18 protein-coding genes are annotated in these 18,398 nt (G+C 63.5%); 7 read left to right on the plus strand and 11 right to left on the minus strand.

The genetic code is table 11. The annotated features are described in order from the left end of the window. Positions 1 to 153: 153 nt before the first annotated feature. Positions 154 to 1,845, plus strand: coding sequence for a phospholipase C (locus tag ABEA18_RS11520; protein WP_345449550.1), 1,692 nt, complete (start codon positions 154 to 156; stop codon positions 1,843 to 1,845). A 254-nt stretch (positions 1,846 to 2,099) separates the two neighbouring features. Next, complete coding sequence (locus ABEA18_RS11525; RefSeq protein ID WP_345449552.1) at positions 2,100 to 2,732, plus strand: uracil-DNA glycosylase family protein; 633 nt, start codon at positions 2,100 to 2,102, stop codon at positions 2,730 to 2,732. Positions 2,733 to 2,876: 144 nt separating this feature from the next. Here the strand turns inward: ABEA18_RS11525 and ABEA18_RS11530 are convergent, their stop codons facing one another. From ABEA18_RS11530 to ABEA18_RS11540, 3 genes are all read right to left on the minus strand, one after another. Continuing rightward, complete coding sequence (locus ABEA18_RS11530) at positions 2,877 to 3,296, minus strand: DUF3151 domain-containing protein (protein WP_345449553.1); 420 nt, start codon at positions 3,294 to 3,296, stop codon at positions 2,877 to 2,879. After that, complete coding sequence (gene fbaA / locus ABEA18_RS11535) at positions 3,296 to 4,411, minus strand: class II fructose-bisphosphate aldolase (protein WP_345449554.1); 1,116 nt, start codon at positions 4,409 to 4,411, stop codon at positions 3,296 to 3,298. Before fbaA ends, ABEA18_RS11530 begins: the two co-directional genes overlap by 1 nt. 93 nt (positions 4,412 to 4,504) lie before the next feature. After that, on the minus strand, positions 4,505 to 5,206 hold the full coding sequence (locus ABEA18_RS11540) for a TrmH family RNA methyltransferase (protein WP_425550512.1): 702 nt from the start codon (positions 5,204 to 5,206) through the stop codon (positions 4,505 to 4,507). A 133-nt stretch (positions 5,207 to 5,339) separates the two neighbouring features. On the opposite strand from ABEA18_RS11540, the gene ABEA18_RS11545 reads away from it, so the two are divergent. Both ABEA18_RS11545 and ABEA18_RS11550 read left to right on the plus strand, forming a co-directional pair. After that, the gene (locus ABEA18_RS11545; protein ID WP_345449555.1) at positions 5,340 to 6,170 is read left to right on the plus strand and encodes an HAD-IIA family hydrolase; all 831 of its coding nucleotides are present in this window, start codon (positions 5,340 to 5,342) and stop codon (positions 6,168 to 6,170) included. A 17-nt stretch (positions 6,171 to 6,187) separates the two neighbouring features. Further along, the gene (locus tag ABEA18_RS11550) at positions 6,188 to 6,865 is read left to right on the plus strand and encodes a tyrosine-protein phosphatase (protein ID WP_345449556.1); all 678 of its coding nucleotides are present in this window, start codon (positions 6,188 to 6,190) and stop codon (positions 6,863 to 6,865) included. A gap of 18 nt (positions 6,866 to 6,883) precedes the next feature. Here ABEA18_RS11550 and ABEA18_RS11555 read toward each other — a convergent pair whose 3' ends face one another. Beyond that, a complete protein-coding gene (locus tag ABEA18_RS11555; protein ID WP_345449593.1) occupies positions 6,884 to 7,927 on the minus strand; it encodes a thioesterase domain-containing protein in 1,044 nt (347 codons plus the stop codon). A 74-nt stretch (positions 7,928 to 8,001) separates the two neighbouring features. After that, a complete protein-coding gene (gene pyrE, locus ABEA18_RS11560; protein WP_345449557.1) occupies positions 8,002 to 8,586 on the minus strand; it encodes an orotate phosphoribosyltransferase in 585 nt (194 codons plus the stop codon). Between the two features lie 254 nt (positions 8,587 to 8,840). Between pyrE and ABEA18_RS11565 the strand changes: the two genes are divergently transcribed. Further along, positions 8,841 to 9,482: an NADPH-dependent F420 reductase gene (locus ABEA18_RS11565; RefSeq protein WP_345449558.1), complete on the plus strand. Its 642-nt coding sequence runs from the start codon at positions 8,841 to 8,843 to the stop codon at positions 9,480 to 9,482. Positions 9,483 to 9,563: 81 nt separating this feature from the next. On the opposite strand, the gene ABEA18_RS11570 is transcribed toward ABEA18_RS11565, so the two are convergent. The 6 genes from ABEA18_RS11570 to ABEA18_RS11595 form a co-directional block, all read right to left on the minus strand. Continuing rightward, positions 9,564 to 10,475 carry a sugar phosphate isomerase/epimerase family protein gene (locus tag ABEA18_RS11570; RefSeq protein WP_345449559.1) on the minus strand — a complete coding sequence of 304 codons (912 nt, stop codon included), beginning with the start codon at positions 10,473 to 10,475 and terminating at the stop codon, positions 9,564 to 9,566. Beyond that, positions 10,472 to 11,695, minus strand: coding sequence for a Gfo/Idh/MocA family protein (locus ABEA18_RS11575; RefSeq protein ID WP_345449560.1), 1,224 nt, complete (start codon positions 11,693 to 11,695; stop codon positions 10,472 to 10,474). The genes ABEA18_RS11570 and ABEA18_RS11575 overlap by 4 nt, the downstream gene beginning before the upstream one ends. Beyond that, positions 11,692 to 12,537, minus strand: coding sequence for a sugar phosphate isomerase/epimerase family protein (locus ABEA18_RS11580; RefSeq protein ID WP_345449561.1), 846 nt, complete (start codon positions 12,535 to 12,537; stop codon positions 11,692 to 11,694). The genes ABEA18_RS11575 and ABEA18_RS11580 overlap by 4 nt, the downstream gene beginning before the upstream one ends. Before the next feature lie 2 nt (positions 12,538 to 12,539). Next, a complete protein-coding gene (locus ABEA18_RS11585; RefSeq protein ID WP_425550514.1) occupies positions 12,540 to 13,373 on the minus strand; it encodes a carbohydrate ABC transporter permease in 834 nt (277 codons plus the stop codon). Between the two features lie 83 nt (positions 13,374 to 13,456). After that, positions 13,457 to 14,452, minus strand: a complete 996-nt coding sequence (locus ABEA18_RS11590) for a carbohydrate ABC transporter permease (RefSeq protein ID WP_345449563.1) — start codon at positions 14,450 to 14,452, stop codon at positions 13,457 to 13,459. Positions 14,453 to 14,464: 12 nt separating this feature from the next. Further along, the gene (locus ABEA18_RS11595) at positions 14,465 to 15,820 is read right to left on the minus strand and encodes an ABC transporter substrate-binding protein (protein ID WP_345449564.1); all 1,356 of its coding nucleotides are present in this window, start codon (positions 15,818 to 15,820) and stop codon (positions 14,465 to 14,467) included. Between the two features lie 184 nt (positions 15,821 to 16,004). Between ABEA18_RS11595 and ABEA18_RS11600 the strand changes: the two genes are divergently transcribed. Together ABEA18_RS11600 and nadE are read left to right on the plus strand one after the other, a co-directional pair. Further along, positions 16,005 to 17,024, plus strand: coding sequence for a LacI family DNA-binding transcriptional regulator (locus ABEA18_RS11600; protein ID WP_345449565.1), 1,020 nt, complete (start codon positions 16,005 to 16,007; stop codon positions 17,022 to 17,024). 332 nt (positions 17,025 to 17,356) lie between these two features. Then, positions 17,357 to 18,178: an ammonia-dependent NAD(+) synthetase gene (gene nadE, locus ABEA18_RS11605; protein ID WP_345449566.1), complete on the plus strand. Its 822-nt coding sequence runs from the start codon at positions 17,357 to 17,359 to the stop codon at positions 18,176 to 18,178. Positions 18,179 to 18,398 lie beyond the last annotated feature (220 nt).

Consider the following 18,398-nt stretch of genomic DNA (forward strand, 5'->3'; position numbering starts at 1 on the left):
GGCGCTCGGGCCCCAGGCGAGCGGCTACATTCTTTGTGAATCCTTACCCCAACAAACCCAACTAACTCGCATTTGTTGTCGTTATGAGCCCTCATAACGACAACAAATGCGAGCCAGTTGGGCGGGCACTTCCGTGAATCTGAAGGGAAATCCATGAATTTTCGCAACAAACGTCTCTTGTCAACGGCAGGAGTGAGCGCCCTCGCGGCATCCACGATCGCTGCCGGCATGATCGGGTTCGGCATGACGCCCGCCTCGGCCAATAGCGACCACAAAGATACCGCGACGCCCATCAAGCACGTCGTCGTTATCTTCGGCGAGAACGTCTCCTTCGACCACTACTTCGCGACGTACCCGCAGGCAGCCAACACTGCCGGCGAAACCCAGCAAGGCAGCGGCGCAGCGGCTCCCGCGTTCACGGCGGCCAAGAACACGCCGAAGAACATCGCCACCCTCGCCCACGACAATCTGTTGGCACCTAACAATCCCAACTCGGTCCAGCCCCAGCGGCTGACTCCGGGCCAGGCAATCACGTGCGACCAGGACCACGAATATACCGCGGAGCAGAAGGCGTACAACGGTGGCCTGATGAACAAGTTCGTCGAGAACACCAGCATGGATACCTGTTCGGGTGGCCAGTTCGGCCGTCCCGGACTCACCATGGACTACTACGACGGCAACACTGTGACCGGGATCTGGAACTACGCCCAGAACTTCGCCATGAGCGACTCGCACTTCAGCACGGTGTTCGGCCCGTCCAGCCCGGGCGCGCTCAACCTTGTGTCCGGCCAGACCCGCGGCGTCACCGAATTCACTGCCGCCGGGCAACCGGTCAAGCCGGCAAGCAGCGACTACACGGTCAAGTTCCCGGACGCGAACGGCGTCGGCACCATGACGGAAGACCCGGATCCGGTCTACGACGACTGCTCCAACAAGAGCCACGCAAGCAAAAACAACCTTGCGGGCATGCAGGGCAAGAACGTCGGCGACCTGCTCAACGACAAGGGCGTCAGCTGGGGCTGGTTCCAGGGCGGCTTCGCCCCGACGACGCCGGCCACGGACACCACCCCGGCGGCCTGCATGACCACCCACACCAACATCGCGGGTGCCACGGTGACTGACTACAACCCGCACCACCAGCCGTTCCAGTACTACAAGTCAACGTCCAACCCCCACCACCTTGCTCCGGCCAGCGTGGACGAGATCGGACACAACGGCCAGGCCAACCACCAGTACGACACCACGGACTTCGCCAAGGTGGTCAACTCGGACAACATGCCTGCAGTCTCCTTCCTGAAGGCGGGCAACTACCAGGACGGCCACGCCGGCTACTCCGATCCCCTGGACGAGCAGAAGTTCATCACGCAGCAGGTGAACGCCATCCAGAACTCGAAGAACTGGGAAAACACCGCCATCGTCCTCGCCTACGATGACTCGGATGGCTGGTATGACCACGTCGCGGCCGGCGTGAAGAACTCCTCCAACACCACCGACGACGCCGCGTGGTGCCTCAACGCCTACAACAAGGGTGTCCCGATGGCCGGAGGCTATGCCGACCGTTGCGGCCCCGGCCCCCGCCAGCCGCTCGTCGTGATCTCCCCCTTCGCCAAGAAGAACTTCGTGGACCACACCCAGACGGACCAGTCATCCATCCTCCGCTTTATCGAGGACAACTGGCACACCGGCCAGATCGGCGACTCGTCGGCAGACGCCAAGGCCGGCTCCATCAACGCGATGTTCAACTTCGACAACGGGCGGGACGTGAAGCTCATCCTCAACGAATCGAACGGCACCGTGGTTTCCCGGACCAAGGAAAGCGACGACCAGAACGAGAACAAGCAGTAGCACGCGCTTCCGAAACGGCACCGTCCCGAATCCATCGGGACGGTGCCGTTTCCGTTAACGCACAGCCGCTTTATGCCCGAATCCGGCTCCCGCCGTCGAGAGACCCAACACAGAAGTCCCGATTCACCCCACAGCTCACCGTCGTTCCGGTAGAGTTAACCAGCCCCCAACACTGCACCCAATCCGACCGGTCGCGGCAAACCGCTCCCGGCCGGATAAGTGCGCCTCGCTACACGTAGGAGACCCAAGCCCATATGCAAGACCTGGCGACTGAAACACTCGAAGAGCAGCTCTGGAACCGACGTTTCGAACCCCACATCGCCGAGGTCACGGGGCTTTGCGATTCCCTCAAAGAACAGAAGCCGGGCAGCGAAGTCCTCTACGTGGACCCCGTCCACAGCGTCGACGAGTGCCGCATCATCAGCCTTTTCTCCAACACCCGCACCACTGAGGGCTCGGGCTTCATCATCCCGGGTGACGCGGATGCCACTACCCGCATGGTGGGCATGCAGTGGCAGTTGGGCCTGCGTCCGGAACTCATGATGCCGTGGAACGTTTACCCGTGGATCGAGCCCGACGGCGAGCCGGGCAAGCTGACTCCCGCCAACATCACCGAAGGCCTCAAGCCGCTCCTGCGTCTCCTGGCGATCGTGCCGCGCACCTCCGTGCTGGTAGCCCACGGCAACGAAGCCCATCGTTTGGCAGACCAGCTCGTGAAGGCCGCACCGCAGAGCATCCACCGCCGCGGCTTCAAGACGTTCAAGGTCCGCTCGCTCGGTGGACGCTCCTTCGCCGGCTCCCCCACGCGCCAGCAGGAGTACCTGGACCTCATCCACGGCGCCTACGCCGAGGCGATGGCCCGGACCGGGCTCACCCCCGTCTCCTAGGACCCGCCCGACCAACTGCCTCGCATTTGTTGTCGTTATGACGCCTCATAACGGCATTAACTGCGAGTCAGTTGGGCCGGGAAAGCGCGACGGCGGCCGCCCCACCTAAGTGGACGGCCGCCGTCGGCGTTTAACTGAGATGCCCTAGCCTTCGATCGCTGCCTTCGCGGCGGGATCGGAGTCGTTCAGGAACTTCTCGATCCGCTCCGGTTCCTCGGCTTCGCCGATGGCAGCGGATGCCCGGCCGAGGGAGTACAGAGCGCGCAGGAATCCCCTGTTGGGCTCGTGCTCCCACGGAATGGGCCCGACGCCGCGCCAACCGTTGCGCCGCAGCGAATCCAGTCCACGGTGGTAACCCACGCGGGAATACGCGTAGGAATCGATGGTCCGGCCGTCAGCCCAAGCTTCCTCGGCCAGGATCGCCCACAGCAACGAAGACGTGGGGTACTTGGCGACGAGGTCCAGTGCTTCCTGCCCCAGGGCGAGGTGCTGGTAGATCTCGGTCTCTGCAGGGAGGAGCGTCGGCTCCGGGCCCATCAGGTTCTTGCGGAATTCGTCGGACATTAGAAGGTCTTGCCTACCGAACCGAGCTGCTTCGCGGCTTCCACGATGCGGGCGGCCATGCCGGCTTCGGCGGAGGCACCCCAGACGCGCGGGTCGTACGTCTTCTTGTTGCCCATTTCGCCGTCGACCTTCAGGACGCCGTCGTAGTTCGAGAACATGTGTCCGGCAACCGGGCGGGTGAACGCGTACTGGGTGTCCGTGTCGATGTTCATCTTGATGACACCATAGGAAACGGCATCCGCGATTTCCTGCTCGGTGGAGCCGGAGCCGCCGTGGAAGACGAGGTCGAACGGGTTGGTCTTGCCGATCTTGGCACCGACCTCGGCCTGGATCTGCTTGAGCAGTTCCGGGCGGAGCTTGACGTTGCCCGGCTTGTACACGCCGTGGACGTTGCCGAAGGTCAGGGCAGTCAGGTAGCGGCCGTTCTCGCCGGCGCCGAGCGCCTCGATGGTGGCGAGGGCGTCTTCGGTGGTGGTGTACAGCTTCTCGTTGATCTCGTTCTCGACGCCGTCTTCCTCGCCGCCGACCGTGCCGATTTCAACCTCGAGGATGATCTTGGCCGCAGCTGCGCGTCCCAGGAGTTCGCGGCCGATCCGCAGGTTCTCGGACAGGGTCTCGTGCGAGCCGTCCCACATGTGCGAGTTGAAGATCGGATCCTTGCCGGCCTTGACGGCTTCCTCGGAAGCAGCCAGCAGCGGGAGGACGAAATCAGCCAGCTTGTCCTGCGGGCAGTGGTCCGTGTGCAGGGCGATGTTCACGTTGTAGTTCTTGGCGACTTCGCGCGCGAAAGCCGCGAAGCCCAGGGAACCGGCAACCATGTCCTTGACGGAGGCGCCGGACCAGTAGGCCGCACCACCGGTGGAGACCTGGATGATGCCGTCCGATTCGGCCTCGGCAAAGCCGCGGATGGCGGCGTTCAGGGTCTGCGACGAGGTCACGTTCACTGCCGGGAACGCGTATCCACCGGCCTTCGCGCGGTCGATCATCTCGGAGTAAATCTCTGGGGTTGCGATGGGCATGCTGACTCCTATGCTGATTTTCGTCTGTGGGTTTTGTTGACCCTGGAGTAGACCTATACGGCTAGGCACCATCCTAGCGACTGAAGAATCCGACATCGTGTTTCCGGTCACGGAGACGGGTAACACTTGCGGACGTTTTGCCGGGGGGTCTGCTCAGGAGCCGGGGTCCTCCAAGGAGAGGGGGTCTGCTCAGGAGACCCTCTGGCCGAAGTTGTGCCGGCGGATCCACGCGTGCATCGCGATGGCCGCGGCCGACGCCGCATTCATGGAGCGCGTGGAACCGTACTGCTCGATCGACAAGGTGGCGACGGCGGCGTCGTGCACCTCGGGAGTCAGGCCGGGGCCCTCCTGCCCGAACACGAGCACGCAATTGCGCGGGAGTTCGTATGTTTCCAGCGGCACGGAATCGGGGAAGATGTCGATGCCGATGATGGCCAGGCCTTCGCCCTGGGCCCACTCCACGAAATCCTCCACGGTGGGGTGGTGGCGGACGTGCTGGTAACGGTCGGTGACCATGGCCCCGCGACGGTTCCACCGGCGTCGTCCGATGATGTGGACCTCCTTGGCGAGGAAGGCATTGGCGGTGCGAACCACAGTGCCGATGTTGAGGTCGTGCTGCCAGTTCTCAATGGCAATGTGGAAATCGTGCCTATGGGCGTCCAGGTCAGCGACAATCGCTTCGTGCTTCCAGTAGCGGTACTTGTCGACGACGTTGCGGCGGTCACCGTCCGCCAGGAGATCCGGGTCCCACTGCTCGCCTTCCGGCCAGTCGCCTTCCCAGGGCCCGACGCCGACCTCCGGTTTCGCTTCGGGCTCCCCCTCGGCAGAGGAGACGATGGACGGGACAGCAGCGGAGTCGGTAGGGGCAGGGTTCTGGGGCCGGTCAGTCACTCTTCAACCCTAGCCCGGGCGGTGCCGACTGCGGCGCCGATACCCAGTGCCGTAACGCAGGACACCCGGGTGTCTCGGAGACCGAAAGATGAAAGACTTGGGACGAGAAACAGCCAATACGCGGAGGAAAAGCATGGAGAACGCAACCGAAGCCCCGAAAAGCTCAGCCATTTACCGCAACGGCCACGAAATCGAATGCTGGCTCACCGATATGGACGGCGTCCTGGTCCACGAAAACCAAGCGGTTCCCGGAGCGGCTGAACTGATCCAGCGCTGGGTGGACACGTCCAAGCGATTCCTCGTCCTCACCAACAACTCGATCTTCACCCCGCGGGACTTGGCGGCCCGGCTGAGCTCCTCCGGCCTCGAAATCCCGGAAGAGAACATCTGGACATCGGCTCTGGCCACGGCACAGTTCCTCAAGGACCAGGTGCGGGGCTCGGACTCCGGGAACCGTGCCTACACCATCGGTGAGGCAGGGCTCACGACGGCGTTGCACGAGGCCGGCTTCATCCTCACCGACCAGAACCCGGACTTCGTGGTGCTCGGCGAGACCCGTACCTACTCCTTCGAAGCGATCACCATGGCCATCCGGCTGATCCTCGCAGGAGCGCGCTTCATCGCCACCAACCCGGACGCCACCGGTCCCTCGAAGGACGGACCGATGCCCGCCACCGGCGCCATCGCCGCTCTCATCTCCAAGGCGACCGGCCGCGAGCCCTATATTGTGGGCAAGCCGAACCCCATGATGTTCCGTTCCGCGATGAACCAGATCGACGCGCACTCCGAGACCACGGCAATGATCGGTGACCGCATGGATACCGACATCATCGCGGGCATGGAAGCCGGGCTGCACACCGTCCTGGTGCTCAGCGGCATCACCCAACGTGAGGACATCGCGGCCTTCCCGTTCCGGCCAAACCAGGTCCTGAACTCGGTAGCGGACCTCAAGAACCAAATCTAGGAAAAGGGGCTGGTGCCATGGCTGTGCTGAACCTCCGGTCCCTGGCCGGTGGCCGCATCCTGAGGGGCAGCCAGCCGTTTGGCATGGATACCGCTGCGACGGCCGCCTTTCTGGAACTTCATGGCATCCAGGCGGTTGTGGATCTCCGGAGCGAGTACGAGCGCGCCATCGTGCCCTGGCAACTGGCCAACGGTGAGGTGGAGCTCGTGGAGAACCCCCTCGATCCGCGTACCGCATCCGCGGGGCTTCAATCGATTCACACGGCCGAAGATCTTGGCGAGCTGTATCTTGGCTGGGTTCGCGCCCGCCCGGATTGGGTGGCCGAATCGCTGCGTCCTGCGGTCCAAGGCAAGCGGACGCTCATCCACTGCTCGCTCGGCAAGGACCGCACCGGCGTCGTATCCGCTCTGGCGCTGCTCGCGACGGGCGCTGACCGCGCCGCTGTGGTGGCGGACTACGCCGCAAGCACCGCTGCCCTCCCCACGATGCTGGAAACCATGTCAGCAGCCTGGCGGCTGGCTGTCCCTGAGGTTCCGGAGGAAGCATTCAGTCCCTCGCTCATGCTGCTGCAATCCCCCGAAGCTGCGATGGAATACTTCCTCGACCGCTTCGGGCATGAGTTCGGCAGCGCGGCGGATTACTTGCGCGACGCCGGCCTCAGCGGCTCCGAACTGGCTGGACTGCGGCTCAGGTAGGGGCGTTCGGAGCACCGGTCAGTAGAACACCACCCGCGAGCCGGCCCGGGGCAGCGGGAAGAGCTCGTTCTCCAGGTCCTCGATGATCGGATTGTAGATAAAGGGATTCCACTGCGGGCTCGCGTGGGCGGGTCGGGCACCGTCGGTCCTGCGGCCTGTGGATGCGATATTGAGGGGGAACGTCTTGGCCCACGCAGCCCGGGCCGTTCCGTAGTTCACCGTGTCATCGTTCGGGTTTCCGATGAAGGCCATGCGGGCATCTCCCAGCCCGTCGACAAACCTTGTGCCGTCAAAGTGGTAGATGTAGTCCGATTCGCTCTGGATCAGGACGCTCGACGGCGCGATCGGCGAGAGCTGCTCCAGGGTCTGGTTCCAGATCTGCCCCCATGTACGTTCGTTCTTGTTCACCACGCGCTCGCCCAGCTCGTAGCCGCCGCGGAGGACCGACGGAACCTGGAAGCCACTCTCGTACAAGAGCACCACGCCGTCGAACCAGCTTTGGTCGAGGATGTCGTACTTGCTGAACGGCGAAGAATCCAAAAGGATCAGCTTGACGGCGACGTTCCGTTCACGCAGGCGTGCGGCCACTTCAGTGGCCAACATCCCTCCGAAACTGTGGCCGTAGAAATAAAGGGTGTTCAGCTTCCGCTCATTGACGTATGCGAGCACGGCGTCCACCACCTCGGCGACCTCCAAGCCCAGATTGGAGTATCCGACGGCGGCCATCTGGCCGCGCTGCCGGAGCGAACCACGGAGCGAGTTGAGGATCCATTGGGCCTCTTCCCAACTGGTCTTGTACCCAGGGAAGAGAATCCAACTCGTGTTGGGGTAGTACGACTCTGCGAAATCATCCCCCACCGGGAGGATCTTGGTGGCGCGGCGTTCTGCCTGGACCTGGCGGGTGAACAGCATGTCGGCCGCGAGTGCCGTGGAAGCACCTGCTCCGATCAGGAAGGAGCGGCGTGAAAGACTCTTCAGCTCGGCGGCTTGCCGAAGTACCCGGGCGAGAGAGCCCGGGTCCTCCCAGCGCTGCTGCTTCCGGGGAAATTTCCCGGCCGGAATGTTCACGCAGCCAGCTTAGGCTCTTCGGCCGACGGGCACACGATCCCCGGCAAACCCGCCCAGGCTTGGGCGAGTTAGTTGAGTCCCAGCTCGTCCTTGCCGAAGGCGAAGAGGTACGGCACGCCGGTTTCGGCCTCGATCTTTTCCTTGGCGCCAGTGTTGCGGTCCACTATGACGGCCACGGCCACCACGTTGCCGCCGGCTTTGCGGACGCCTTCGACGGCGGTCAGCGCCGAGCCGCCGGTGGTGGAGGTATCCTCGAGAACCACGACGTTGCGCCCCTCCACTGAGGGACCTTCCACCTGGCGGCCCATGCCGTAGGACTTCTGTGCCTTTCGCACCACGAAGGCGTCGACGGCACGGCCGGCGTCTGCAGCGGCGTGCATGACGGCGGTTCCGACCGGGTCAGCGCCCATCGTCAGGCCACCGGCGCACTCAACGGCGATTCCGGCGTCGTCGATCATGGAGAGCATGACCTGGCCAACCAGCTTCGAAGCCTCGTGATGGAGCGTGATGCGCCGCAGGTCGATGTAGTAGTCCGCCTCGGCACCGCTGGAAAGGATCACCTTGCCGCGGACGACCGCCAGTTCTTTGATCAATTCAAGAAGGCGGGCACGGGCAGCGGCAGTGGCGGTGGCAGCATCAGAGGCGACAGTCATGGTGCCCATTCTACGTAAAGCCGTTCGACGCAAGGGAATGGCCGGCGTCATGGAAGGTCCGCGACGCGCATCCTGCCCTGCGCCTCGATGAATCCCTGGCGACATGCCAGATGCCCAGCGACACCGGAATCCCGGGGGCGTGAGGCTCTTTGGGTGACGCCGAGAAAATTCCGCGTCGCCAGCGCCCCGCGAAGACCCGCGTCACTCGCCGCAACCTGTGAAATATCTGCGCGGGAGGCGGTGTTCCCGCACATATGACAACAATCGGAATCATCGGTGCAGGACACATTGGCAGCCAAGTCGCTCGCAAAGCAGTCGAGCTTGGCTATGACGTAGTGATCAGCAACTCGCGGGGCCCGGAAACGCTGGCGGAACTGGTGGCGGAACTTGGCACACACGCCCGGGCGGCAACACCGGCCGAGGCAGCGGCGGCAGGCGATTTCGCTGTCGTGACCGTTCCCCTGAGGAGCTACCAGGACATTCCCGTGGAGCCGCTCGCCGGCAAGATTGTGATCGACACGAACAACTACTACTGGGAGCGGGACGGCCGCATCCCGGAGCTGGACAAAGGTGAGGCCACCACGTCCGGTCTGCTGCAGAAGCACCTGCCCACGTCCAAGGTGGCCAAGGGTTTCAACCACATCATGGCGAAGGAGATCGGCACCGACGGCACTCCGGCGGGAACAGAAAACCGCCGCGCGCTGGCCACCGCCAGCGACTACCCCGAGGCCGCCGAACTCGTGGAGAACCTCTACGACGAGTTCGGCTTCGACACCGTCAACATCGGACCGCTCGACGAGAGCTGGCGCGTGGAGCGAGACCGCCCGGCCTACGTGGTGCGGCAGAACGCTGTTGAACTCAAGGACAACCTGGCGAAAGCACCGCGCACCATCTGAGGACCTCCAAACAACACAGCAGCCGCTTGCCTCGGAAAGGCAAACGGCTGCTGTTCTTAAGCGTCGAAGACAGCGGATCCGTCAGGATGCCGGGGCTGAAGCGGCGACGTCGAACCCCGCCAACGCGGCTGCCTTGCGGACGAACGCCAGGTTCGACGCTGTCCGTTCCTCCAATGGAAGCTCGGTGGAAAAGTCCTCCAGCGTGACCCAGGAGTCGTAGCCGACTTCTGCGAGCGCGCGGAAGTACGCGAGGACGCTTGCTTGGCCTTCGGCCAAGGGAGCCCATTCGTTGACCCACACTGCCGCACCCGTTTCGTCCTTCGAATCGGTGCGGACCCAGCGGGCGTTCTTCACATGGACATGCGCCAAATAGGGGCCCAGGAGCTGGAGGGCAGGCAACGGTGATTCCCAGCCCTCGATCAGCAGATTGCCGAGGTCGTGGATAACGCCGACGTGCTGCGGATCCAGCCCTTCCAGCAATCGCCGGGCCGACGAGGCCGATGCCGTCACTGTTCCATGGTGCAGTTCCACGAGGGCTTTGACGCCGTGGTGTGCGGCGCGGGAAGCAACCCACTCGTAGTGTTCCCGGGTGGCGGCAAAGAGTTCCGGGTAGGGCAGGCCTGTGGGTTCCGGGCCGCCCATATTCGAGTTGCCCAGCGGCAGCACGTTCACGCGGACCTGCTTGGCACCCAAGGCTGCGGTCGCCGCGAGGACGCGATCGACGTCGTGGTGGTTGTCGCAGCGGGCGTAGCCGCCGAGGCCGGAAAATTCCAGCCCTGCGTCAGCGGTGAGCCGGGCAATCTCCGGGATCGCATCTTCCAGGCCAGTCATGGGCCAGGTGGCACGGTTCCCTGCCCAGAAGCCCGGTTCTGCTGCCTCTGCCTGATCCGTGACGCGCCATTCGATGCCGTCCCACCCCTGGGCGGCAAGCTTTGTGGCGGCTTCCTGCGGCGACCATTCGGGTGTGGATGCTGTGAAAACGGAGAACTTCATGCCGATACCTCTTCGCGATTGGTCCCGGGGTGGGCAGGGGCCCCGCCGGTGCGGACCTCCACGTCGTTGTACTTGCCTGCTATGACGTCTGCGATCAGGACGGGCTGTCCCAGCGTTGCCGAGACATACAGTGCACGCACCGCGGCCAAGGCGGTCACTGCGTCCCGGACGGTAACGCCCGCGGGGCGCCCTTCCCGGATCGCCGCGATGATGTCGCGGTACTGCCGGACATGTCCGGCCGGGTACACCGTGGGATCCAGTGCTTCGACCCTGTCGTCCTGGTATTTTGCGAGCTCGACGGCGGCTTGGTTCCCGCCGCCGAGGATGCCCATGGCACTGCTTTCCGAAGGGTCGGCGGCGTCGGACGCGTGGAAGTACGCGAGGTCGTCGTTGTCGATCACTGCGGAACCTTTGCTGCCCATCACCTGGAGGCGGACGGTCAAGCCGGGGTACGCCGCCGTCGTCGCGTGCAACACGGCAAGGGCACCGGACTCGAAGGTAACGGTAGCTACTGCGGTGTCCTCCACCTCAACGCCTTCGTGGGCGAGAAGCGCGGTTTTGGCGCTGATCTCAAGGGGCCGGCCGAGGAACCACAAAAGCAGATCAACCGTGTGTACGCCCTGGTTCATGATGGCGCCACCGCCATCCATGGCCCAGGTACCACGCCACGCGCCCGAATCGTAGTAGCCCTGGCTTCGCCACCAGCTGACGGAGGCAACAGCGGAGGTCAGCGTGCCGAAGCGTCCGGCGCGACGGGCCTCGTCCACCACCCGGCTGGCGGGATCGAAGCGGTGCTGGCTGATCACCGTGGCCACCAGGCCCTTGGCCTCGGCAGCCTTGGCCGCAGCCAGGATCTCGTCTGCCTTGCTCAAGTCAACGTCAAGGGGCTTTTCGATCACGACGTGCTTGCCGGCGTCGAGCGCTTCCAGCGCGAGCTGGATGTGCAGCCCGCTCGGCGTCGAGATGATGACCAGATCCACGGGTGCGGCGGCGAGCGCCTCGGCCAGCGTCAGGAAGACTGCCGGCTTCGGGTCGCCCTGGGCTTCGATCTTGGCGGCAAGCGCCTCCGAAGCCTCGGGAACCACATCCACCAGCGCCGTGATGACGACCTCCGGGAACTCGCGGACCGCGGCCGAGTGGGTGCGGCCTATGACGCCGCACCCTACGATTGCGGCCCGGATCTCCGCTGGAGCCCCCTGAGCATTTGAGGTTTCGCTCACTTCGTCTCCACTCCTGCTTCATTGAGGACTTTCGCGAACGCCCTCGCTGCGATGCCGAACGCCGTCGGGCCGGAGAAACCGCCCAGTCCATGGGCACCGGCCAAGTGTGGCTCAAGGCTCGCGAAACCGGTGTATCCGTCGGCCTTCAGGGCCTCAACCGTGCGGAGGACATCGCCGTCGCCCTCGCCTGCCGGGACCACGGTGGCGTTCGAAAACAAGGCATCCTTCACCTGAAGGTACTCGAGGTGCGGGCGAAGCTTGGCGTAGGCGTCGTCGAAGGGCTTGACGCCTACCTGGACGAAATTCGCCGCATCCCAGGCCACTTTGAGCGCGGGAGAGGCCACTGATTCGATGATGTCCAGGACCCGTTCGGGGACGTCGCCGTAGATGTCCTTCTCGTTTTCATGCAGAAGTACGACGCCGGACTCCTCCGCCACGTCCGCGAGGGCACGCATGCGTTCGATGACCGCGTCCCGGATGCTCTCCACCGCTACGTCCTCGCCGTAGTAGAAGGAGAAGATCCGGATGTAACGGGATTCCAGGACCTTTGCGGCGTTGACGGCCCGGCGAAGCCGTTCCACCTCGTGCTCCACGGGAAGGGAAACGTCCACTTTACCGATCGGCGAGGCGACCGCGGAAACCTTCATGGCCGCGGCATCCAGCAAGGACTTCAATTCACGAAGCTGCGCGTCATCCAGGTCCACGATGTTGGTTCCCCAGGCGCTGCGGACCTCAATGTGGTTGGCTCCCAATGCCTGCATCACGGCAATCTGGATCTTGGGGTCGTCGTCGATCTCGTCGCCGAAGCCCGAGAGCTCCCATTCAACAGCTGGCGTGCTCATAGTTACTTGACTCCTCCGGCGGTCAGGCCGCCCACTAGGTAACGCTGGAAAATGAGGTACAGGATGACCACCGGGGCAGCACACACAAGGGAAGCTGCCATCATCTGGCCGTAGAAGGGAATCGCGCCGCCCTCTTGCGAAGCACCGAAGAGCTGGAGCGCGACGGCGGCCGTCTGGCTTTCGGGCCGCGTCATGACTGAGGCGAACAGGACGTCGTTCCAGCCGAGCAGGAAGGCGAAAATACCGGAAACGACGACGCCGGGCCAGCTCAGCGGGAGGATGATCCGCACCAGCACGCCCAGGTTGCTGGCGCCGTCGATCCTTGCCGCCTCTTCGAGTTCGCGCGGCAGGCCGCGCAGATAGGTGACCATCACCCACGTGGAGAACGGCATCGCGAACGTCAGATACGTGATGAACAAGCCCCACTGCGTGCCGATGACCTGGATGCCCAAGTAAGTGGCGGACGAAGAGAACAGCACGAAGACCGGAAGCACCATGAGGGTACCGGGAACCGACTGGAGTCCGAGGAGCCCGCGAAGGATGGTCAACCGGCCGCGGAACTGGTAACGGACCAGGACGTAGGCGGTGGCGATCGACATCAGCGCGGAGACCACGGCGGTGGACCCCGCAACGAGCACGCTGTTGGCCAAGCCGGTGGCCAGTCCAACGCTCGTCCAGATCGTGGAGTAGTTCTCAAAGGAGAAGCTGGACGGGAAGAACTCGCCCCTGGCCACCCCGATGTCCGAGTTCACGGACGCGAGGAAGATGTACGCCACCGGAATCAGCACCAGGGCACACAACACCGTGAGGATGATGGCGAGCATGGGCCCTGGCATGAGCCGGGTGACTTCATGCTGGCGTTTGGAGCCCGGGCGGAAGTTTTCGCTCGATTGGCGTCCGACGGCGGTAGTTGCGGCGCTCACTTTTTGCCTCCGGGAGTTTCGGCGTCGTCGAGTTTGACGGCCCGCAGATAGACGAACAAGGGAATCGCGATCAAGATCAGCGAAATGAACGCCATGGCCGCGCTGAGCCCGAACCTGAAGCTCTGGAAGCTGGTGACGTACGTGAGGATCGGTAGCAGCTCCACGTCGGACGGAGCAGGCACCCCGAACAGGACGAACGGCAAGGTGAAGTTGTTGATGTGGTGCAGCATGCCGATCAGGAACGCCAAGGAGAGCGGACCCTTGAGATAAGGGAAGACCACGTAGCGGAGCTTGTTCCACCACAGGGCACCGTCAAGGGCCGAGGCCTCGTGGACCTCATGGTCCACGGACTGGAGCCCGGACAAAGCCAGCAGGTAGACAAACGGCCACGATGCCCAGATCTGGACCAGGATCAGCGTCCAATATGACTGGGGCCCGTTGAGCCACAGCCCGGGGTCGATGCCCACCGAATGCAGCATCGAGTCGATGACGCTGCCCGGCTGGAACATGGTCCGCCACACCGTCGCCACCACGAAGGAGGGAAGGACGTAGGGGATCAGGAAAATGGAACGGATCACCGCCCGGCCCTTGAACGCGTTCTGGGTGGCGACTGCGCCAGCGATGCCGAGCGGGATAGTGACCACCATGGCGAGCAAGGAGTAGCTGACGCTGAGCCAGATGGCGTGCAGCAAAGGCGATGCGGTCAGCGCTTCGACGAAGTTCTGGACTCCGATGAACGGAGCGCTGACCCACTTGCGCAGCGAATACTGGTCCAGGTCCAGCCCCGACATGAAGATTCCGAGCAGGAGCGGCACCACGATGATGATCACCATCAGGAGGCCGCCTGGAATCAGCATCCACAACGGGCGGTTGCGTTCGCTCAGCCCCTTGCGGCGCCGGGGCGTATTGTCCGGCGACTGCGGGTCCGGCTTTGCACCACGGGACAATTTGCGGCGCGTCGACTTGCCCGCAGTCAATGAATCGGTGGACATGTCAGTTCCTACTTACTTCGATGCCCGGTCAAGTGAGGCCTGGCCCTTGGTTTGTGCGTCCTTGAGGCGGGCCTGGAGGCTCGAATCGTCCACGGAACCCTTGGAGAGATCGGGGATCGACTGGACCACTACATTCACGAGGGCCAACTGAATGTCGCCCCAAGCGCCGGTGAACGGCGTTGCCTTGGACTTAGCGGCGGTATCGGCAACCGGTTGGAGTATCGGGTTATTCAGAGCCTTCAGTGCCTCGGCGTTGGCGGGCAGATCTCCGAAGATCTTCTGGTAGTTCAGCTGCTCGTCCTTGGACGTGATGAGGTTGACGTAAGCGAAGGCCAAGTCCTTTTGCTTCGAGTAATCGGCAACAACCACGTTGTCACCGGAGAGGATGCTGGCTGCATTCGCGGCGTCGCCCTGCGGAGAGGACTGGCCCGGGGCCGTCGTCGGCATCGGTGCGTAGGCATACTTTCCCGCAACAACGGACTTCTCGAGCGTCGGGACGGAGCTCGACGTCGTCATCATCAGATAGCCGGCCTTGCCGCTCGCAAATGCCGCCAGGGCGTTGCTGCTGCTCCAGCCAACAGAGGCCGGATCGACAACTTTGTCCTTGGTGAGCCATCCGAAGTACGTTTCGTAAGCCTTCTTGACCGTCGGGTCGTCGAGCTTGAGTGTCTTGCCGTCCACCAGCGGGTTACCTGCCTGGACGGACATAGCCCAGATGAATTTCCACGGATCAAAGCTGTCCTTGTACCCGGTAGCGAGCCCAAAGGTTCCGGTGGACGGGTCGGTCATCTTCTTGGCCTGTGCTGCGAGCTCGTCCCAGCTGGTTGCGGGCTTATCTATCCCGGCCGCCTTCAGGATGTCCTTGTTGTAGGCCATCACGAACGGCCGGCTGACAAAGGGAATGCCCGCTTGGTGCTGGGCATCCGGGCCGGAAATTCCAAGGGCTGCCTGGTTGAACTTGTCTTTCCCGCCTACCTTCTTCCAGTCGTCGTCGGACAACGTCACGAAGGCCTTGGTTGCATAGGCCGTGGGCGTGAACGTGGTACCGAGACTGTAAACGTCAGGCCCCTGTCCGGAGACGACGGACGTCTGGATCCGTGTGAGTTCGTCATTTCCCGACGCGAACGTTTCGAATTCGACATCGGCACCGGTCTGCGCCTTGAACTTGGCGGCAATATCCGTGAACCACTGCTTTTGCTGTGCCGGATAGTTTGCGTTGGAGTTGACCAGGACGCTCAGCTTCTTGCCCTTCCCGTCGACGGGTCCAGAGCTCCCCCCGGAGCTGGTGCTGCCGCCTCCGCAGGCGGTCAGAGCTAGGGCGGCTGTTACGACAACAGCGGCAAATTTGGCGGACGATGCAAACTTCATTGTTTTCCTCCCTGGAGCCCGATGGCCTCATTGGCGTGGTGCGCGTCACATCGGGTGATTGCTCCGAGTCTAGGCACGCGAAACAGCGATGACAAGCGATTGCCAAAAATTGTCATCGGTGCTGCAATTGTGGGACAAGTCACTCGTTGATGAGCGGCTGCGGCAGATGAGGAACACCTAGGCAATGGCAGAACTCCAGCTCCAGTCACCGGGCAGGCAGCCCACGATCCGAGACGTCGCGGAGCTTGCGGGAGTGGCAACCTCGACAGTTTCGAGAGCCCTGAGCAATCCCGGCAGGGTGAACCGGGTGACGCGCGAGCGGATCGAAGAAGCCGCCGCGCAATTGAATTACATTCCGAGCTCCCAAGCCCGCGGACTCAGCTCCGGGCGCACCCAGACCGTTGCCGTCCTGGTTCCGGACATCACCAATCCGTTCTACTTCGACATCATCCGTGGGGCCCAGCACCAGTTGAAGGCCGCCGGCTACACGCAATTGCTCGTAGACACCGAGGAATCAGCGGAGATGGAGGCAGATGCCCTGCAGAAAATGCGCCGCTCGGCAGACGGATTCATCCTTGCAGCGTCCCGCCTGACGGACGCACAGCTGGCCGAGGCGGCGGCACAGCAGCCCTTGGTTACCATCAACCGGGCTCCGGCAATTGCACCCACTGTGGTGATCGATACGCCGTCGGCCATCATCCAGGCACTGGAACACCTGGTCTCGCTGGGGCACACAAGGATTTGCTTCGTCGGAGGCCCGGCCACCTCCTGGTCCAACGCCAAGCGGTGGCAAGCGTTCCAGGACGAAACCACCGAACGGAAGCTGACCACATTCAGCGTGGGGCCGTTCGCGCCCAAGACCACATCCGGCGCGGCCGCAGCGGACGCCGCAGTGCACACGGGGGCCACCGCGTGCATCGTCTTCAACGACCTGCTGGCCATCGGGATGCTGCAGCGCCTGCGCGAACGCGGTATCCGGGTGCCTGACGACATGAGCATTGTGGGCTGCGACGACATCTTCGGAGCCGATTTCTGCAACCCTCCGCTGACCACCATGGCGTCGCCCATCGAACAAGCCGGGCGCGTGGCAGTCTCCATGCTCCTGTCCCGGCTGAATCCCCAATACGGCGGCACCAGCCGGCGCCTGGCCGTCATGCCCACACATCTCACGGTCCGGGCATCGACGGGCGCCGCGCCGTCGTAATCCCCACCGACGCTCGCTCACTTATGGTGCGTTTTGGCGCGACCCTCGCTCACATCATCTGAGCGAGCGTTCGTCGATTGGCGCCCATATCTGAGCGAGCGATCGTCGAAGTAGCTCGGGGGGGTGGTGACAAACAGCCCGGACACACGACGGCGCAGCCCCTCCCAGGACGCTCGCTCACGTATAGTGCGTTTTGGCGCGACCCTCGCTCACATCATCTGAGCGAGCGTTCGTCGATTGGCGCCCATATCTGAGCGAGCGTTCCTCGATTGGCGTGACACTTGAGGTGACACAGTTGAGTGTTTCAAGTGCTGGTTACTAGTGTTGGGGACATGCGCACACTCCAGGCCACGATCATTGCGGAAATGGGCGTCCAGCCCCGGATCGACCCTGCCGAGGAGGTCCGCAAACGCGTCACGTTCCTGAAGGAATACCTCAAGGCCACACATACCAAGGGCTTTGTCCTGGGCATTTCCGGCGGACTGGACTCTTCCCTCGCCGGCCGGCTTGCCCAGCTGGCCGTCCAAGAGCTTGAGGCCGAGGGCGTCGAGGCGAATTTCGTGGCCGTCCGGCTCCCTTATGGCACCCAGCACGATGAGGACGATGCCCAGGCCGCGCTTGACTTTATCCAGGCCAAGACGGAATGGACGTTCAACATCTCCCGGGCTGTCGACGGTTTCGAGGATGAGTTCGAGAAGACCACGGGCGCCCGTATCTCGGATTTCCACAAGGGCAACACGAAGGCCCGGGCCCGCATGACCGCCCAGTACGCCCTCGCCGGCGAGCTCAACTACCTCGTGATCGGCACCGACCACGGAGCTGAATCCGTCACCGGATTCTTCACCAAGTTCGGCGACGGCGGCGCGGACATCCTGCCGCTCTTCGGCCTCAACAAACGGCAGAACCGCGCACTCCTCGCGGAGCTGGGCGCCCCGTCCCGGGTCTGGGAGAAGATTCCGACGGCGGACCTCCTGGACGGCACGCCCGGACGCACCGACGAGGATGAACTCGGTGTCAGCTACGACCAGATCGACGACTACCTCGAAGGCCGCGAGATCCCCGAGGCTGCCGCGATGCTGATCGAGCAGAAGTACGTCCGTACTCGGCACAAGCGCACTGTTCCGGTCACGATTTTCGACACTTGGTGGAAGTAACTTCCTAAGCCAGGGCGCCGCCGTCACGCTGAGCGGCTTTTTGCAGCGCACGACGGCGGCCTGCCGCGCCGTGGCGGGGGCGCCGCCGTCGTGATTCCGCAAGAGCCTGCCCGTCGTGACAGGACGAAGCCCCCACCGCCTCTTCCAAACCCTTGGATGTCCTAGTATATTGCAGTGAGGCGGATCACACGGCCAGCTGGTTCCCGGTCCGCGCTTACCC

This window comes from Arthrobacter gyeryongensis, assembly GCF_039543785.1.
Classification (GTDB): Bacteria; Actinomycetota; Actinomycetes; order Actinomycetales; family Micrococcaceae; genus Arthrobacter; species Arthrobacter gyeryongensis.

What these genes read in the sequence shown, in the direction of transcription:
- ABEA18_RS11520 (WP_345449550.1), top strand. Translation starts at nt 154, where the DNA reads ATGAATTTTCGCAACAAACGTCTCTTGTCAACGGCAGGAGTGAGCGCC.
- ABEA18_RS11525 (WP_345449552.1), top strand. Translation starts at nt 2,100, where the DNA reads ATGCAAGACCTGGCGACTGAAACACTCGAAGAGCAGCTCTGGAACCGA.
- ABEA18_RS11530 (WP_345449553.1), bottom strand. Translation starts at nt 3,296, where the DNA reads ATGTCCGACGAATTCCGCAAGAACCTGATGGGCCCGGAGCCGACGCTC.
- fbaA (WP_345449554.1), bottom strand. Translation starts at nt 4,411, where the DNA reads ATGTCGGATTCTTCAGTCGCTAGGATGGTGCCTAGCCGTATAGGTCTA.
- ABEA18_RS11545 (WP_345449555.1), top strand. Translation starts at nt 5,340, where the DNA reads ATGGAGAACGCAACCGAAGCCCCGAAAAGCTCAGCCATTTACCGCAAC.
- ABEA18_RS11550 (WP_345449556.1), top strand. Translation starts at nt 6,188, where the DNA reads ATGGCTGTGCTGAACCTCCGGTCCCTGGCCGGTGGCCGCATCCTGAGG.
- pyrE (WP_345449557.1), bottom strand. Translation starts at nt 8,586, where the DNA reads ATGACTGTCGCCTCTGATGCTGCCACCGCCACTGCCGCTGCCCGTGCC.
- ABEA18_RS11565 (WP_345449558.1), top strand. Translation starts at nt 8,841, where the DNA reads ATGACAACAATCGGAATCATCGGTGCAGGACACATTGGCAGCCAAGTC.
- ABEA18_RS11570 (WP_345449559.1), bottom strand. Translation starts at nt 10,475, where the DNA reads ATGAAGTTCTCCGTTTTCACAGCATCCACACCCGAATGGTCGCCGCAG.
- ABEA18_RS11580 (WP_345449561.1), bottom strand. Translation starts at nt 12,537, where the DNA reads ATGAGCACGCCAGCTGTTGAATGGGAGCTCTCGGGCTTCGGCGACGAG.
- ABEA18_RS11585 (WP_425550514.1), bottom strand. Translation starts at nt 13,373, where the DNA reads ATGCCAGGGCCCATGCTCGCCATCATCCTCACGGTGTTGTGTGCCCTG.
- ABEA18_RS11590 (WP_345449563.1), bottom strand. Translation starts at nt 14,452, where the DNA reads ATGTCCACCGATTCATTGACTGCGGGCAAGTCGACGCGCCGCAAATTG.
- ABEA18_RS11595 (WP_345449564.1), bottom strand. Translation starts at nt 15,820, where the DNA reads ATGAAGTTTGCATCGTCCGCCAAATTTGCCGCTGTTGTCGTAACAGCC.
- ABEA18_RS11600 (WP_345449565.1), top strand. Translation starts at nt 16,005, where the DNA reads ATGGCAGAACTCCAGCTCCAGTCACCGGGCAGGCAGCCCACGATCCGA.
- nadE (WP_345449566.1), top strand. Translation starts at nt 17,357, where the DNA reads ATGCGCACACTCCAGGCCACGATCATTGCGGAAATGGGCGTCCAGCCC.